Source organism: Parviterribacter kavangonensis (assembly GCF_056863335.1).
This window is the reverse complement of sequence record NZ_JBXPJA010000001.1, coordinates 2,102,701-2,116,698: the sequence shown is the minus strand read 5'-3', so window position 1 is coordinate 2,116,698 and position 13,998 is coordinate 2,102,701. Positions and strand designations below refer to the sequence as shown.

The window sequence follows — 13,998 nt, the reverse complement described above, 5'->3', positions numbered from 1 at the left end:
GCCGCGGACGGAAAGGGATTCAGGCGGGGACGGCCGCGGCGGCGAGGGCGCGGACCGTCGCGTCGCGGTCGCCGGCGGGGATCGCGAGGAGGGTGGTGACGCCGGCGCGCTCGTACTCGGCGAGGCGGTCGTCGAGGGTGGCGGGCGTGCAGGCCAGCGCGGTGGCGTCGATGAGGTCTGTGGTCAACGCGCCGGCGGCGCCCATGCGGTCGCCGTCGAGGACGCGCGTCTGGACCTCGCGGGCGACGTCGCCGTGTCCGTAGCGGTCGGCGAGGTCGACGTAGAAGTTCTTCTCGCGCGCGCCCATCGCGCCGAGGTAGAAGGCGAGCCACGGACGCACCGCGTCGCGCGCCGCGTCGAGGTCGTCGGCGATGGCGACCGGCACCGCGGCGGCGACGTCGAAGTCGTCGCCGGTCCGGCCGGCGGCCTCGAGCCCCGCCCGCATCGGGCCGAGCAGCACGTCCGGGTTGCGCGGATCGAGGAAGGCGGGAAGCCACCCGTCGGCGATCCGCGCGGTCTGCTCGATCGACTTCGGGCCGATCGCGCCGAGGTAGATCGGGATCCGCTCCTGCACCGGCTTGGCCAGCAGGCGCAGCGGCTTGCCGAGCCCCATGCCCGGCTGGCCCTCCGGCATCGGCACCTGCACCTTCTCGCCCGCGAGGATCCGCCGCACCACGTCGACGTACTCGCGGGTGCGGCGCAGCCCGTGGGTGAACGGCTCGCCGTACCAGCCCTCGGAGACCTGCGGCCCGGACAGGCCGAGGCCGAGCCTGAACCGCCCGCCGCTCAGCACGTCGAGCGTCGCCGCCGCCATCGCCGCGGCCGCCGGCTTGCGCGCGGGGATCTGCATGATCGCGGTGCCCAGCCCGACGCGCTCCGTCTTCCCGGCCAGCAGCCCGAGCACCGAGACGACGTCCTGGCCCCACGCCTCGGCGATCCACACCGAGTCGAACCCGAGATCGTCGGCGAGCACGGACAGCGAGACCTGCTCCTCGGGGGAGAACCACGGCCAGTAGGCGAGGAAGAGCCCGGCGCGCATCGCGGCCCGCGACCCTACCGGCGGCATGCAACCCATGCCGCCCGGGCAGGACCCGGGCCATGACCCTTCGAGGCAGGAGGACCGCGATGGCGCTCGCCGCGCTGGCTCTGGCGATCACTGCGCCCGCGTGCGGCGACGACGGGGACGACGACGGCGGCGGCGGGCAGAGCGACGCCCCCGTCAACACCGACACCCCCGCCCAGAACCAGGAGACGACGCCCGCCCCCGAGCAGTCGGAGCGCGGCGAAGAGGGCAAGTAGGAGGCGGGCTCAGTCCGCCTGCAGCGAGGGCAGCGGCTCGATGCCGTCCTCGTGCGGCGTGCCGCGGACCTCGCCGGAGAACCCGAGGGCGGTGAGCCGGCGGATCTCGCGCTCGCCCTCGATGCGCGCCGGGTGGTCCTCGGGGAGCCCGCGGATCAGCTTGGCGATCCGGTTGCGGATCTGCAGCGCGAAGTGCGGGGTCGACGCGCCCATGAGCTGACGGACGTCGTCGATGGTGACGTCGCGCTCGCGACGGACGGGATGCTCGGCTTCGCTCACGATGAGGGCGACGTGGAGTCGGTGTCTTCCGGGGAGATCTCGAGGAGGGCGTCGATGCGGGACTGGGTCACGATCGGCATCGCCGTCTCGTCCCCGATCACCCAGCCGCGATTGTAGACCCCGCGCACCGGATCCCGCCGGTAGCCCGGCTGGATGTCGAGCAGGTAGCTCTCGAGCGCGCGCGGCACCTTCGACGAGCCGTCGTGCAGCAGCAGCGGGCCGTACGTGCCGCTGGCCGACAGCGGCGACGCGGCGACCGCGTCCATCGGCCGCTTCGCGTCGACGAACACGAGCCCGTGCCCGGGGTCGATGACGCCCCAGCCGAACGCTCCGTCGAGGTAGCGCGCGAACGCGATCGAGTTGGCGGTGGCGTCGCCGCCCGTCCCGTCGATCCGCTTGACCGTTCCGAGCCGCCGCAACTGCTTCTCGACGCTCGCCGACACGATCTTCTCGTCGCCGAGCACGTAGATCTTCGGCTGCTGGTGGCGGCCGAGCGCCTGGCGCGTCGCGGGCGGGAGGCTGTCGCGCTCGGTGAAGAGGACCGGGTCGCCGGACTTCGCCGCGTAGCCCGCGGCGGGCACCGCGAGGTCGGGCCGGTCGGTACCGGTGACGACGACCGCGTCGCTCGTGCGCCCGCGCGCGGCCGAGAGGAATGCGTCGATCGCCGCCGCCTGCGCGATCCCGTTGCCGCCCTTCACGTCGCTGGACTTCAGGCCCTCCGGCTGCGCGACGTCGCCGATGCGGACGACCTGCGCGCCGCCCGCCGCGCGCGAGCCCGTCGGCGCGAGCGCGTCCAGAGCATCCTTCGTGGCGGCCGGGAGGTCGGTGCCGTCGGTGAGCAGCACCGGCGCGCCGATCGGCTGCGCCATCAGCGCCGCGGCCGCCACGCCGCCCTGCCAGTTGTCCCCGTCGACCAGGACGACCGCCTGCGGGCGGGTCTTCGACTCGGTGCCGGGGTACACGGCGCGCGCGACGGCGGCGGCCGTCGCGACCGGGTCCGCCGAGCCGACCCGCGTCGTGTTCTTCGTGGCGAACGCCGGGAAGCCGAGGTCCTGCGCGGCCTCCTTCTCCTCGCCCTTGACGCTCGCCTTCGGCGTGATCGGGTTGGCGTCGCCCGCGTCGTCGTCCTTCTTGCCGCAGCCGGCGAGGAGCGCGACGAGGGCGAGCAGGAGCAGTGGCCGGCGCACGCGGGACAACGTACTCGGCAGGCTTCCCACCCATCGTCGCTTCCGAACCGCCCCCGATCGAGATGCCGAGAGCCGTCGCGGCGCAGACGCGCGGTGGCGCGGTCCCGGCGCCCACCCTCTTCTACGACGCCCGCGAGGGCGACCGCGCGACGGCGGTCGAGGCGCTCACCGCCCGCGTCGCCGGCGACCGCATCGCGCTGCGCCCGCGCGTCGACCCCCTTCCCGACGTCGTCTACCGCCGCGTCGTCCGAGGCACCGACGGGCGGACGTGGACGCAGTTCTGGCTCCTCTACGCGGACAACCCGCAGGACCGCGGGATCCTGCGGACCGGGCGGCACGAGGGCGACTGGGAGCTCGTGCAGGTGGGCACCGGCCGCGGGCCCGCCGTGGCGACGTTCTCGCAGCACAAGTGGGCCGAGGCGTGCCCGTGGCGGGGCCGGATCTACGTGGCGAACGGCTCCCACGCCTCGTATCCGACCCCGGGCGAGCACGGCCGCCCGTGGCCAGATCCCGACGACGAGGCGCGCGGAGATGGACGCGTGGTCATGCCGTTGGTGCGCCAACTCGGGCCGTGGGTGCGCTGGCCGGGCAGATGGGGACGCGCCAAGGCGCGCTGGTGGAACCCGGCGGAAGCGTCGAGCCCGCGCGGCCCCGCCTTCCAGGACCGCGATCCCCCGACGGCATGGGCGGATCCGGCCGGGTTCCACGCGTCCGCACGCGCGTGCGGCAGCGGCGCGCCGCCTCTTCCCCTCGGCCTGCGGATGGGCGCCGCAACGCTGCTCGCGGCGCTTCTGGCGGCCGTCGCGCTCAAGGTGCACAGGCGCAAACCGATGTAACGGAGGACAACCGCGGCGCATGTTCTCGTGCAGATCGGGTACGGTGCCGCACCGATGCCGAATCCCTGGCAACAGGCCAGGGAGCGGGGGACCCACGTTGTTTGGGGCGAGTCGCGTCCAGAGTGACGCGAGGCGCAGGCTTTCTCAGCGCCAGCCCGTCAGCTAACCCCGCAGGCCGACGAGAGAGGTGTTGGTTTTGCGGGGTTCCCGCGTTGCTGCGTCCATCGTGAGCTGTGCCGTGCTGCTGGGGCTTGCCCCCGCCGCAGCGTCGGCTGCCAGCACCGGTGGCGCGACGTACAAGGATCCGGTCAAGGCGCAGCGCGCCACGTGGAACGGCGCGAAGGCGATCATCGGCAAGGACGGCCTCGCGGTCGCTCCCGCCGGCGCGCCGGCCGAGGTGCGCGAGGCGATCGCGTCGGCGAACCGCCTCATCGGCAAGCCCTACAAGTACGGTGGCGGCCACGCCAAGGTCGAGGACTTCGGCTACGACTGCTCCGGCACGGTCTCCTACGCGCTCATCGGCGCCGAGCTGCTGAAGTCGCCGCTCGACTCCGGCTCGTTCATGCGCTGGGGAGAGGCCGGCCCGGGCGAGTGGATCACCATCTACACGAACCCCGGTCACGCGTTCGTCGTCATCGCCGGGCTGCGGCTCGACACGAGCGCCGCGGGCGACCCGCGCGGCGGCAAGGGCCCCCGCTGGCGCCCGACGCTGCGCTCGACGCGCGGCTTCCGCGCGCGCCACCCCGAAGGCTTCTAGACCACCCGCAGGAACCCGCCGGAAGCCAGCGCCCGCGCGCTGGTACGGTGCCCGCATGCCCGGGATGAGCGGACGGTTCTCCACCATCGTCAAGGCGAAGGTCTCCAAGCTCCTCGATCGCGCCGAGGACCCGCAGGAGACCCTCGACTACTCGTACGAGAAGCAGCTCGAGCTGCTGCAGAACGTCAAGAAGGGCATCGCCGACGTGGTGACGTCCAAGAAGCGCCTGCAGATGCAGAGCGGCAAGCTCGAGCAGCAGGTCGTCAAGCTCGACACCCAGGCGCGCCAGGCGCTCGCCGCCGGGAACGAGGAGCTCGCGCGCGCGGCGCTCGAGCGCAAGCAGCTCGCGCAGACCGAGCTGCAGTCGCTCGACCAGCAGGTCGGCGAGCTCGAGGACCAGCAGCAACGGCTCGTCGAGAACGAGGCGAAGCTGCGCGCGAAGATCGAGGCCTTCCGCACCAAGAAGGAGGTCATCAAGGCGCAGTACTCCGCCGCCGAGGCCCAGGTGCAGATCTCCGAGGCCGCGACCGGCGTGGGCGAGCAGATGGCCGACGTGGGCCTCGCGATGCAGCGCGCGATGGACAAGACCGAGCAGATGCGCGCCCGCGCGTCGGCGGTCGAGGAGCTGGAGGCGGCCGGGACGTTCGAGGACCTCACCGCGCTCGGCTCGGGCGAGGACGACATCGACAAGCAGCTGCGCGAGCTCACGAGCGCCAGCGCGGTCGACGACGAGCTGTCGAAGATGCGCGCGGAGCTCGGCTCGGGCGAGAGCCCCAAGCCGGCCGGCGAGCTCGGCCAGGGGGGCAACCAGTGATCGTCCGCATTGCGACCGAGGACCAGTTCGAGCTGTCGGACGACGCGCTCGAGGAGATCAACGACCTCGACAACCGCGTCGTCGAGGCGGTCGAGGCGGGCGACGAGGCCCGGTACCGCGAGCTGTTCGATCAGCTGCTCGAGCTCGTCCGCTCGCGCGGCACGAAGCTCGCCGACGACGACCTCCGCGAGTCCGACGTCATCCTGCCGCCGCAGGACACCGACCTCGAAGAGGCCAAGCGGGACTTCAGCGGCGACGGCGTGATCCCGGACTCACTGCTGCCGGGCAGCGCGTAGCCACCGCGTCTCCCACTCGCTGACCTCGTACGCCCGGCCGGGCACGTTGCCGACCGCGAGCACGGTCGTGCCCGGCTCGAGCGCGTGCGCCACGCGCTGCGACGGGGGCGTCACGAGGACGAGCGCGCCCTGCGGCGCGTCGAACGTCTCGCCGTCGACCGTGAACCGCGCGGCCCCGCGCACGACGACGTAGAGCTCCTCGAACTCGTCCTCGTCGTGCGGCTCGACGACCAGGTCGCCGGCCGCGTCGGCGACGTACGCGTTCGTGCCGAACGAGCGCACGCCGAGGTGGTCCCGCACGGGGTGCCACCACAGCTGCCCGTCGACGACGCGGTGGCGTTCGATCTCGTCGATCCGCGCGACGCGATGGCTCATCGCAGCTGCGCGGCGCGGATGCGCAGGAGGTCGAGCAGCTTGGCGCTCGGCGTGAACGGGTCCGCGATGCCGCGGCCCGTGCGCAGCTCGAGCGCGGCGACGGGCGCGCCCTCGACCTCGGCGACGAGCGCGTCGCCGGCGAACGGACGCGCGCTGTCGAGGGCGGCGAGGTCGGCCAGCCGGCCACGGTCCTCGGGGCCTGCGGGCCGGATCGTCATGGCGTTCCACTGCGAGGGGGTGAGCACGATGGCCTCCGATCGATTCGTAACTACCTACATGGTATGACCGGTTACGTAACCAGTCAAGCGCTTTTGGTAGTGTGGTTCGTGATGGCTTGCCATCAGAGAACGTTGGAGGACGGTGGAACGTGAGCAGCCAGGCGGCGCCCGGACGGCTCGAGGTGGTCCGCGAGTTCGTCAACTCGGTGGACTTGGAGAAGCCGGAGGGCGATGAGCTGGGGACGCCGGAGGCGCTCGCCGCGTGGGCCGCGGAGAAGGGCCTCGGAGGCGCGGACGCCGCGGAGCTTCGCGTCACCGCGGCGGAGCTGAAGCGGGCGGTCGCGCTGCGCGAGGCGCTGCGCGAGCTGCTGCTCGGCCACCACGGCGGCGACTACGCGGTCGATCCCGAGGCGGCGCGCGTCGTCGACGCGACGGCGCGGCGGGCGGCGCTGGCGGTGCGCTTCGACGCGCACGGCGTCGCGGCCCTCGCGCCCGCGGCGGCCGGCGTCGACGCCGTGCTCGGCGAGCTGCTCGCGATCGTCGCCGCGGCGCAGGCCGACGGGACGTGGGACCGGCTGAAGGCGTGCCCGTGGGAGACGTGCAAGTGGGCGTTCTACGACCACTCCAAGAACCGCTCGGGCGTGTGGTGCAACATGGCCGTCTGCGGCAACCGCGCGAAGGCGCGCGCGCACCGCGAGCGCCAGCGTGCCGCCAGGAAGCGCTCGAGCGCCCGGCGCTAGCCGAGCTGCTCGCGCGCCCAGCGCCAGGCGGCGTCCTTGCTCGCGAACGCGCCGGTCGCGTGCCAGTGCCACGTCCGCGCCGCGGCGAGGACGAGCGACTCGCCCGGCTCGTGGCGCGCCGCCCACGCGAGGCCCTCGGCGAGCGCCTCGCGCACGAGCGGGGCGGGCACGGGGCCGATGAGCTGCCGCACCGACGGGCCGGTCAGGGTGATCGCGTGCTCGCGGGCCTGCGCGAGATCGAGCACGAACCAGTGCCAGGACTCGAGCCGCGGGTCGGTCTCGGCGACCTGCTCGCTCGCCCCGCTGTTGAGGTTGATCTCCCAGCGCTGCTCACGCTCCGGCGCCGCCACCTGCGCCCGCGTGTAGACGACGAGCTCGAGCTTGCGCGCCGGGCACGGGAGGCTGCGATGCGAGCAGCGGTCGATGACGATCGACCGCCGCTCGTCGTCGAGGTGGTCGTCGACGACCACGAGGACGTCGACGTCGCTCGCGCCATCCACGTAGGCGTCGAACGCGACGCTGCCGATGACCGCGGCGCTGACCAGCCGGTCGCCGAGCACCCCACGCAGCCGGGGAACCAGCTCCTCGAGGTAGGCCCGGACGTCCTCCGGCATGTCTCTAGAGGGGCACGCCCCAGAGGGGGAACCAGCGCTCGAGCTCCGGCTCCATGGGCAGCTCGCCGCCGAGCATCGCCTTGAGCTGCAGCTCGCGCTCGGTGTTGCGCTGCTGCGTCCCCGGCGCGGGGACGAACGGGTACCACGACCCGCGCTTGACGTTGTAGATGAAGTACACCGGCCGGTCCTGCTCGCGGAACGAGAAGACGCACGCGAGCACGCGGTCGCCGTAGCCGCTCGTGTCGAGCCCGTCCTTGACCGCGTTGACGCCGACCACGAGGTCCTCGACGTCGGGATCGCTCAGCACGACCCAGCGGTAGCCGTACGAGTCCTCGCTCGTCTGCACGGTCGTCCCGGTCTCGTCGCCCGTCGCGCGCAGGATCTCCTCGGTCTCGCTCACGATCCGGTTGAAGTCGCTCGTCGGGTCGGACTGGAAGACGATCCCGGCCTTGCCCGCGGTCGTGATCCCGTGCTCGGTCTCGAGCGTCACGTACGCGGTGGTCAGCGCGAAGAGCCGGTCCTTCTTGGCCGGCTGCGCGACGCGCGAGCGGCCGAGGAAGGCGTCGAGGAAGCCCATCGCCTACGCCGCGCCCTGGAGCTGCTGCTCGAGGCGGGCGAGCGCCGCGATCCGCTTCTCCATCGGCGGGTGGGTCGAGAACAGCGCGAACACCGACTGCTTCGTCGGCGGCGAGATGTAGAACGCGGCCAGCTCGGAGTGCGCGCGCAGGTCCTGCTGCGGGATGCGGTCCATCGTGCCGTTGATCTTCATGAGCGCCGAGGCGAGCGCGCTCGGCCGGCGGGTGATCTCCGCGGCGCCGCGGTCGGCCGCGTACTCGCGGTAGCGCGACAGCGCCTGCATCAGGAAGAACGAGACGACGTAGACGGCCAGCGCGACCGCGATGAGCGCGAAGAAGCTCGGGTTGTCGTCGTCGTCGCCCCCGCCGAAGAAGAACCCGAACTGCAGGATCATCGACGCGATCGAGGCGAAGAAGGCGACGATCGTCATGATCACGACGTCGCGGTGGCGGATATGCGCGAGCTCGTGCGCGAGCACGCCCTCCAGCTCGGCGGGGGAGAGCAGCTCCATGATCCCCGTCGTCACGCAGACGGTGGAGTGCTTCTGCGAGCGGCCCATCGCGAAGGCGTTCGGCATCGACGTGCGCGCGACTGCGATCCGCGGCTTGGGTAGGTCGGACTGGACGCACAGCCGCTCGACCATCGCGTGCAGCTCCGGCGCCTCGGCGGGCGAGACCTCGTGCGCGCCCATGGCGGCCAGGCCCAGCTTCTCCGCCGCGAAGAGCTGGAAGAGGAACAGGCCGCCTGCGACGACGGCGATCGTGACGCCGGACGCGCCGGCGGCGAACAGGGCGCCGACGAGCACGACGTAGACGGCGCCGAGGAGGAAGATGGTGAGGACCATCCGGGTCTGGAGGCCCGGATCGGCCTTGAGCCGAGCGGTGCGGGGAGTCGCCATTGCCCGTTCCAGTGTAGGGATCGGGTGCAACCCGATTTGCAGGACAAAGGCACCGGGCCTCGTACCATCGCGCGCCGTCGATGCGCCTCCGCGTCCTCGTCGCCTGCGTCCTGCTTCCGCTCGTCCTGTGGATGGGACTGCCCCTGGTCGGACACGGCCAGCAGCTGCAGGAGCGCATCGACGCGACGAAGACGAAGATCGGCCGCAAGAAGGGCGCCGAGCGCGTCCTCTCGTCCGACATCGCGGCCTACTCCCGCCGCATCCGCAGCCTCCAGGGCCGCATCGGCGGGCTGCAGCAGCGCGAGTCCGCGCTGCAGGCCGACCTCTACCGCAAGCGCGCGGCGCTGATCGAGACGCAGACGAAGCTGCGCGACGAGCGCGCCCGGCTCGCGCGGCTGAAGGCGCGCCTCGTCGTCGTCCGCCGCGCGCTCGCCCAGCGGCTCGTCGAGATGTACGAGGCCGACAAGCCCGACTGGCTGAGCGTGATCCTCAACTCCAACGGCTTCGCGGCGCTGCTCGAGCGCGGCGAGTTCATCCAGCGCATCGCCGACCAGGACAAGCGCATCCTCGACGACGTCCGCGAGGCGAAGCGCGACGCGGTGGCGACCGAGAAGCGCCTCGACGTGCTCGAGCGCCGCCAGCAGAAGATCACCGCCGAGGTGCTCGTGCGCCGCAACGAGGTCTCCCGCGTGAAGAACGACCTCATCGGCACGCGCGTCGGCCTCGATCGCACGCGGGCCGGCAAGTCGGCGGCGCTGCACAAGGTCCGCACCGACCGGGAGGGTCTCGAGAAGCACCTCGACGACCTCGAGGCCGAGCAGGCCCGCGTCCAGGCGAAGCTCGCCTCCGTGTCGGGCACCGCGGCCGGGCCGATCCGCCACGGAAGCGGCCAGCTCATCTGGCCGGCGAACGGCCCGATCACCGGCGTCTTCGGCGAGTCGCGCCCCGGCCACATCCACGCGGGCATCGACCTCGCGATCCCCGTCGGCACGCCGCTGCGCGCGGCCGACGGCGGGCGCGTCGTGATCGCGGGCTGGGTCGGCGGCTACGGCAACTACACGTGCATCCAGCACACCGCGTCGCTGTCGACGTGCTACGGCCACCAGTCGAGCATCCGCGTCTCGGTCGGCCAGCAGGTGACGCGTGGGCAGATCATCGGGCTGTCCGGGAACACCGGTCACTCGACCGGCCCGCACCTGCACTTCGAGACGCGCGTGAACGGCACGCCCGTCAACCCGATGGGGTACCTCTAGCCCGGGGAGTAGCCTGCACGTCCCGTGCAGGTCGACATCTCCATCTTCGGGCTGGACATCAAGACGTTCGGCCTCCTCTTCGCGCTCAACTTCGTCGCCTGGGGCGTCGTCGTCGCGCACCGGCTCAGAGAGCTCCGCAAGCCGCCCGACTGGGCGTGGGAGATGGTCATGGTCGCCCTCGTCGGCGGCTTCCTCGGCGCGCGCCTGTACTGGGTCGCGCAGAACTGGGGCGACGCGTCCGACGACCTCTTCGGGTCGCTGTTCAACGGGTCGGGGCTCATCTGGTACGGCGGCCTGCTCGGCGGCGCGATCGCGATGGTCATCTGGGCCAAGTGGCGCGGCTTCCTCGGGCCGCAGCTGCTCGACCTCGCCGGGTTCGGCCTGCCGCTCGGCTACGCGATCGGCCGGATCGGCTGCCAGCTCTCCGGCGACGGCGACTACGGCAGGGCGTCGGACCTGCCGTGGGCGATGCCGTACCCCGACGGAACCGTGCCGACGACCGACGACGTCCATCCGACGCCGATCTACGAGACGCTCACGATGGGCCTGCTCGCGCTGTGGCTGTGGTCGCTCCGCGACCGCGTCCGCCCCGGCGGCCTCTTCGCGCTCTACCTCGTCCTCGGCGGGCTCGAGCGCTTCCTCGTCGAGTTCGTCCGGCGCAACGAGGACGTCGCGCTCGGCCTCACCGCCGCCCAGCTCGAGTCGCTCGGCCTCATGATCGCCGGCGCGATCTACATCTCCGTGCTGCAGCGGCGCGGCGGGCTGTTCCTCACGGGCGGCCGCTCAGCTGCTCGAGCGGCGACCGCCTGAGCCCCGGCTCGGCGCCGCCGCCGCGCACGACGAGCACGACCAGCGCGACGCCGCACGCGACGAGCGCGACCGACGCGCCGGCGGCGACGTCGACGCGGTCGGAGAGCAGCACGCCCGCCGCGCCGCTCGCGGCGCCCAGCAGCGCCGCGGCCGCGAGCTGGTGGGCGAGCCGGCCGGCGAGCCGGGCCGCGGCGATCGCGGGAGCGAGCAGCAGCGCGACCACGAGCAGGTTGCCGAGCCCCTGCACCGCCACGACGACGGCGAGCCCGAGCAGCGCGAGCAGCCCGGCGAGCGCCCGTTCGGGCGAGGCGCCGAGGCTCGGCGCGGCGAGCGGGTCGTGCGCGGTCGCGGTCAGCGGCCGGTGCGCGGCCGCCAGCAGCGCCGGGACCGCGACGGCGAGCACGGCCGCGGCGACGAGGTCGGCGTCGGTGACGCCGAGCAGGTCGCCGAAGAGCAGGTCGCTCAGCCGCGCCGGGACGTCGGGCGACAGCGCGATGAGCGCGCCGGTGCCGAACGCGGCGGTGACGACGACGGCGATCGCCAGCTCGCCGCCGATGCGCCGGTCGCGCGCCGCGAGCGCGACGACGACCGCCGCGAGCAGGACGCCGGCCGCGGCGCCGAGCAGCAGCGGCGCGCCGGCGACCGCGGCGACGGCGAGGCCGGGCAGCATCGCGTGGGCGAGCGACTCGGCGGCGTAGGCCTGGCGGTAGGCGAGGACCCAGACGCCGAGCGGCCCGCAGGCCGCGCCGAGGAGGACCGCCTCAAGGAGCGCTCGGGTGGTGATGCTCATGCTCGTTGTCGTGCTCGCCCTCGCACCCGTGCTGCACGCTGATGACGCGATCGCCGTCGCCGACGACGATGAGCTCGTCGCCGTAGGTCTCCTGCAGCGTGCGCGCGCCGAGGACGTCGTCGGGGACGCCGAACGCGATCTGGCAGCCGTGCAGGCACAGGACGCGGTCCCAGCCGCGCGCCTGCTCGACGTCGTGCGTGGCGATGAGCAGCGTCCGGCCCTCGGCCGCGAGGTCGTCGAGCACGCCGAGGATCCGCTCCTCGCTGGCCGCGTCGACGCCCGCGAACGGCTCATCGAGCAGCAGCACGCGCGCGTCCTGGACGAGCGCGCGGGCGATCATCACGCGCCGCCGCTGGCCGCCGCTGAGCGTGCCGTAGCGGTGGTCGGCGCGGTCGTCGAGGCCGACGCGCGCCAGCGCCTCCCGCGCCGCCTCGCGGTCGTCGTGCGACACGCGGCGGTACCACGGCGTCCGCGCGTACGCGCCCATCAGCGCGACGTCGAACGCCGACACGGGGAAGTCGAGACGCGCGTGGTCGCCCTGCGGCACCGACGCCACGGTCGCGTCGAGGTGGAAGGAGCCCGCCGACGGCGCCAGCTCGCCGAGCAGGACGCGGAAGAGCGTCGTCTTGCCGCCGCCGTTCGGGCCGAGGACGCCGACGCGCTGGCCCGCGGCGGCCGCGAAGGAGACGTCGGTCAGCGCCGGCCGCCCCGGCACGTAGCCGGCGGAGAGCTGGTCGGCCGTGACCACCGTCATGACGACGTCCTTCCCGCCAGGGCAGCGACGGCGAAGCCGGCGCCGCCGAGCGCGGCGATGACGGGGCCGGGCGGCAGGTCGAGCTCGTAGGCGAGCAGGAGGCCGCCGATGCCCTCGGCGAGCGCGAGGCCGACCGCAAGCGCCAGCAGCCGCGGGAGGTGATCGCTCAGCAGCCGGGCGGTGGCGGCGGGCACGACGACGAGCGTTCCCACGAGCAGCGCGCCGACCGCCGGCAGCATCGCGACGACGGCCACCGCCAGCGCGGCGAGCAGCAACGCGTCGCCGAGCGCCGCGGGGACGCCGAGCCGCCGGGCGGTCGCCGGCTCGAACCCGCTCGCCAGCCACGTCCGGCCGAGCGTCGCCGTCGCGACGACGGCGAGCACCGCGACGGCGGCCGACCACACGAGGTCGTCGTCGCCGATCCCGAGCAGCGTCCCGAAGAGGAGCCGGTCCGCCCGCGGCGCCTCGCCGGGGTAGACGTCGCTGGCCAGCACCGTCCCGAGCGCGAGCGCGGTGACGAGCAGCAGGCCGGTCGCCGCGTCGGGCGCGACGCGGCGGCGGGCGACGAGCCGCTCGAGCCCCGTTGCGTAGACGAGCCCGGCGCCGAGCGCCGTCAGCTGCGCGGGGAGGCCCCACGGCCCCGCGACGACCAGGCCGGGGAACGTGGCCGAGCCGGCGGCGTGCGTGAAGAAGGCCAGCCGGCGCAGGACGACCCATGTCCCGAGCAGGCCGCCCGCGATCGCGAGCAGGCCGACCTCGAGGAGCGCGCGCTGGAGGAACGTGGGCATAAGTGAGAACCATTCTCACATACCGGCGCCCGCGAAGCGGCCAGCCAGGAACCGGACGCTCAGCGCCTGGTACTCGCCGTCGTGCTGGATCGAGCGGTGGTGGCCGCCCGGCGCGACCACGAGGCGGCTCGCCGGCGCCAGCTCGTGCAGTCGCCGCGAGACCTCGACGGGCACCGTCTCGTCGCCCTCGGCGTGCAGCAGCAGGAGGCGCTCGCCGAGGTCGGCGGCGGCGACCTCGGGGTCCTGCTCGGCGAGGACGCGGTCGAGCGCCGGCCGCTCGGCGCGGAAGTCGAAGCGCCCCTGACGCAGGCCCCGCAGCAGGCCGTCGCTCGTCGCCGGGCAGATCGCCACGACCGCCGCCGCGGCGACGCGGGCGGCCGCGACCAGGGCGAGCCAGCCGCCCATCGACGATCCGCGCAGCCCCACCGGCCGGTCGCCGGGCAGCAGCGAGCGGATGACGGCGACGTCGTCGACGGCGCGGTCGTCCAGCGCGCCCTCGCTCTCGCCGTGGCCGCGCTGGTCGAAGCACACGGCCGCAAGGCCGGAGGCGCGGCACAGGCGGGCGAAGTCGAAGTGGCTCTCCTTCGACGAGCCGGCGCCGTGGAGCACGATGACGCCGCCCCGCGGCGGCTCGGCGGGGAGGAAGCGGGCGTAGGCCAGCCCCTCGATCGAGCCGAGCTCCGGCGGCTCGACGGTCACGACGCGGGAAGGTCC

The 13,998-nt window shown here is 73.7% G+C and carries 20 protein-coding genes and 1 riboswitch; of the genes, 8 read left to right on the top strand and 12 right to left on the bottom strand.

Features of this window, described 5'->3' with window-relative positions; translation table 11 throughout:
* Positions 1–19: 19 nt before the first annotated feature.
* Positions 20–1,039 carry an LLM class flavin-dependent oxidoreductase gene (locus tag AC1UE4_RS10875; protein ID WP_482917248.1) on the bottom strand — a complete coding sequence of 340 codons (1,020 nt, stop codon included), beginning with the start codon at positions 1,037–1,039 and terminating at the stop codon, positions 20–22.
* Positions 1,040–1,125: 86 nt separating this feature from the next.
* On the opposite strand from AC1UE4_RS10875, the gene AC1UE4_RS10870 reads away from it, so the two are divergent.
* A complete protein-coding gene (locus AC1UE4_RS10870) occupies positions 1,126–1,299 on the top strand; it encodes a hypothetical protein (protein ID WP_482917247.1) in 174 nt (57 codons plus the stop codon).
* 9 nt (positions 1,300–1,308) lie between these two features.
* On the opposite strand, the gene AC1UE4_RS10865 is transcribed toward AC1UE4_RS10870, so the two are convergent.
* Both AC1UE4_RS10865 and AC1UE4_RS10860 read right to left on the bottom strand, forming a co-directional pair.
* Positions 1,309–1,578 carry a hypothetical protein gene (locus tag AC1UE4_RS10865; protein WP_482917246.1) on the bottom strand — a complete coding sequence of 90 codons (270 nt, stop codon included), beginning with the start codon at positions 1,576–1,578 and terminating at the stop codon, positions 1,309–1,311.
* The gene (locus AC1UE4_RS10860) at positions 1,575–2,765 is read right to left on the bottom strand and encodes a cell wall-binding repeat-containing protein (RefSeq protein WP_482917245.1); all 1,191 of its coding nucleotides are present in this window, start codon (positions 2,763–2,765) and stop codon (positions 1,575–1,577) included. Before AC1UE4_RS10860 ends, AC1UE4_RS10865 begins: the two co-directional genes overlap by 4 nt.
* 62 nt (positions 2,766–2,827) lie before the next feature.
* Between AC1UE4_RS10860 and AC1UE4_RS10855 the strand changes: the two genes are divergently transcribed.
* From AC1UE4_RS10855 to pspAA, 4 genes are all read left to right on the top strand, one after another.
* Positions 2,828–3,601 (top strand): hypothetical protein, encoded by a 774-nt coding sequence (locus AC1UE4_RS10855; protein WP_482917244.1) that lies wholly within the window; start codon positions 2,828–2,830, stop codon positions 3,599–3,601.
* A 45-nt stretch (positions 3,602–3,646) separates the two neighbouring features.
* Positions 3,647–3,793, top strand: a riboswitch (cyclic di-AMP (ydaO/yuaA leader).
* A 34-nt stretch (positions 3,794–3,827) separates the two neighbouring features.
* The gene (locus AC1UE4_RS10850; protein ID WP_482917243.1) at positions 3,828–4,358 is read left to right on the top strand and encodes a DEAD/DEAH box helicase family protein; all 531 of its coding nucleotides are present in this window, start codon (positions 3,828–3,830) and stop codon (positions 4,356–4,358) included.
* 55 nt (positions 4,359–4,413) lie between these two features.
* Positions 4,414–5,172, top strand: a complete 759-nt coding sequence (locus AC1UE4_RS10845; protein WP_482917242.1) for a PspA/IM30 family protein — start codon at positions 4,414–4,416, stop codon at positions 5,170–5,172.
* The gene (pspAA, locus tag AC1UE4_RS10840) at positions 5,169–5,468 is read left to right on the top strand and encodes a PspA-associated protein PspAA (protein WP_482917241.1); all 300 of its coding nucleotides are present in this window, start codon (positions 5,169–5,171) and stop codon (positions 5,466–5,468) included. Before AC1UE4_RS10845 ends, pspAA begins: the two co-directional genes overlap by 4 nt.
* Here the strand turns inward: pspAA and AC1UE4_RS10835 are convergent.
* On the bottom strand, positions 5,445–5,843 hold the full coding sequence (locus AC1UE4_RS10835; protein WP_482917240.1) for an AraC family ligand binding domain-containing protein: 399 nt from the start codon (positions 5,841–5,843) through the stop codon (positions 5,445–5,447). The genes pspAA and AC1UE4_RS10835 overlap by 24 nt on opposite strands.
* Positions 5,840–6,088: a GNAT family N-acetyltransferase gene (locus AC1UE4_RS10830; protein WP_482917239.1), complete on the bottom strand. Its 249-nt coding sequence runs from the start codon at positions 6,086–6,088 to the stop codon at positions 5,840–5,842. The genes AC1UE4_RS10835 and AC1UE4_RS10830 overlap by 4 nt, the downstream gene beginning before the upstream one ends.
* Positions 6,089–6,210: 122 nt before the next feature.
* On the opposite strand from AC1UE4_RS10830, the gene AC1UE4_RS10825 reads away from it, so the two are divergent.
* Complete coding sequence (locus AC1UE4_RS10825; protein WP_482917238.1) at positions 6,211–6,801, top strand: CGNR zinc finger domain-containing protein; 591 nt, start codon at positions 6,211–6,213, stop codon at positions 6,799–6,801.
* On the opposite strand, the gene AC1UE4_RS10820 is transcribed toward AC1UE4_RS10825, so the two are convergent.
* The 3 genes from AC1UE4_RS10820 to htpX are packed head-to-tail and all read right to left on the bottom strand — an operon-like array spanning position 6,798 to position 8,889.
* The gene (locus tag AC1UE4_RS10820; RefSeq protein ID WP_482917237.1) at positions 6,798–7,415 is read right to left on the bottom strand and encodes an aminoglycoside adenylyltransferase domain-containing protein; all 618 of its coding nucleotides are present in this window, start codon (positions 7,413–7,415) and stop codon (positions 6,798–6,800) included. The two genes, AC1UE4_RS10825 and AC1UE4_RS10820, sit on opposite strands and share 4 nt — an antisense overlap.
* A gap of 4 nt (positions 7,416–7,419) precedes the next feature.
* A complete protein-coding gene (gene pspAB, locus AC1UE4_RS10815; RefSeq protein ID WP_482917236.1) occupies positions 7,420–7,992 on the bottom strand; it encodes a PspA-associated protein PspAB in 573 nt (190 codons plus the stop codon).
* A gap of 3 nt (positions 7,993–7,995) precedes the next feature.
* A complete protein-coding gene (gene htpX, locus AC1UE4_RS10810; RefSeq protein ID WP_482917235.1) occupies positions 7,996–8,889 on the bottom strand; it encodes a zinc metalloprotease HtpX in 894 nt (297 codons plus the stop codon).
* A gap of 80 nt (positions 8,890–8,969) precedes the next feature.
* Here htpX and AC1UE4_RS10805 point away from each other — a divergent pair, with 80 nt between their 5' ends.
* A complete protein-coding gene (locus tag AC1UE4_RS10805; RefSeq protein ID WP_482917234.1) occupies positions 8,970–10,142 on the top strand; it encodes a murein hydrolase activator EnvC family protein in 1,173 nt (390 codons plus the stop codon).
* 24 nt (positions 10,143–10,166) lie between these two features.
* On the top strand, positions 10,167–10,952 hold the full coding sequence (locus AC1UE4_RS10800; protein ID WP_482917233.1) for a prolipoprotein diacylglyceryl transferase: 786 nt from the start codon (positions 10,167–10,169) through the stop codon (positions 10,950–10,952).
* On the opposite strand, the gene AC1UE4_RS10795 is transcribed toward AC1UE4_RS10800, so the two are convergent.
* Genes AC1UE4_RS10795 through AC1UE4_RS10780 form a run of 4 tightly spaced genes read right to left on the bottom strand, consistent with a single transcriptional unit; the run spans position 10,912 to position 13,983 of the window.
* Positions 10,912–11,742, bottom strand: coding sequence for a metal ABC transporter permease (locus tag AC1UE4_RS10795; protein ID WP_482917232.1), 831 nt, complete (start codon positions 11,740–11,742; stop codon positions 10,912–10,914). The genes AC1UE4_RS10800 and AC1UE4_RS10795 overlap by 41 nt on opposite strands.
* Positions 11,714–12,496, bottom strand: a complete 783-nt coding sequence (locus AC1UE4_RS10790; RefSeq protein WP_482917231.1) for a metal ABC transporter ATP-binding protein — start codon at positions 12,494–12,496, stop codon at positions 11,714–11,716. Before AC1UE4_RS10790 ends, AC1UE4_RS10795 begins: the two co-directional genes overlap by 29 nt.
* Positions 12,493–13,284 (bottom strand): metal ABC transporter permease, encoded by a 792-nt coding sequence (locus AC1UE4_RS10785; RefSeq protein ID WP_482917230.1) that lies wholly within the window; start codon positions 13,282–13,284, stop codon positions 12,493–12,495. Before AC1UE4_RS10785 ends, AC1UE4_RS10790 begins: the two co-directional genes overlap by 4 nt.
* A 15-nt stretch (positions 13,285–13,299) precedes the next feature.
* The gene (locus AC1UE4_RS10780; protein ID WP_482917229.1) at positions 13,300–13,983 is read right to left on the bottom strand and encodes an alpha/beta hydrolase; all 684 of its coding nucleotides are present in this window, start codon (positions 13,981–13,983) and stop codon (positions 13,300–13,302) included.
* Between the last annotated feature and the right edge of the window lie 15 nt (positions 13,984–13,998).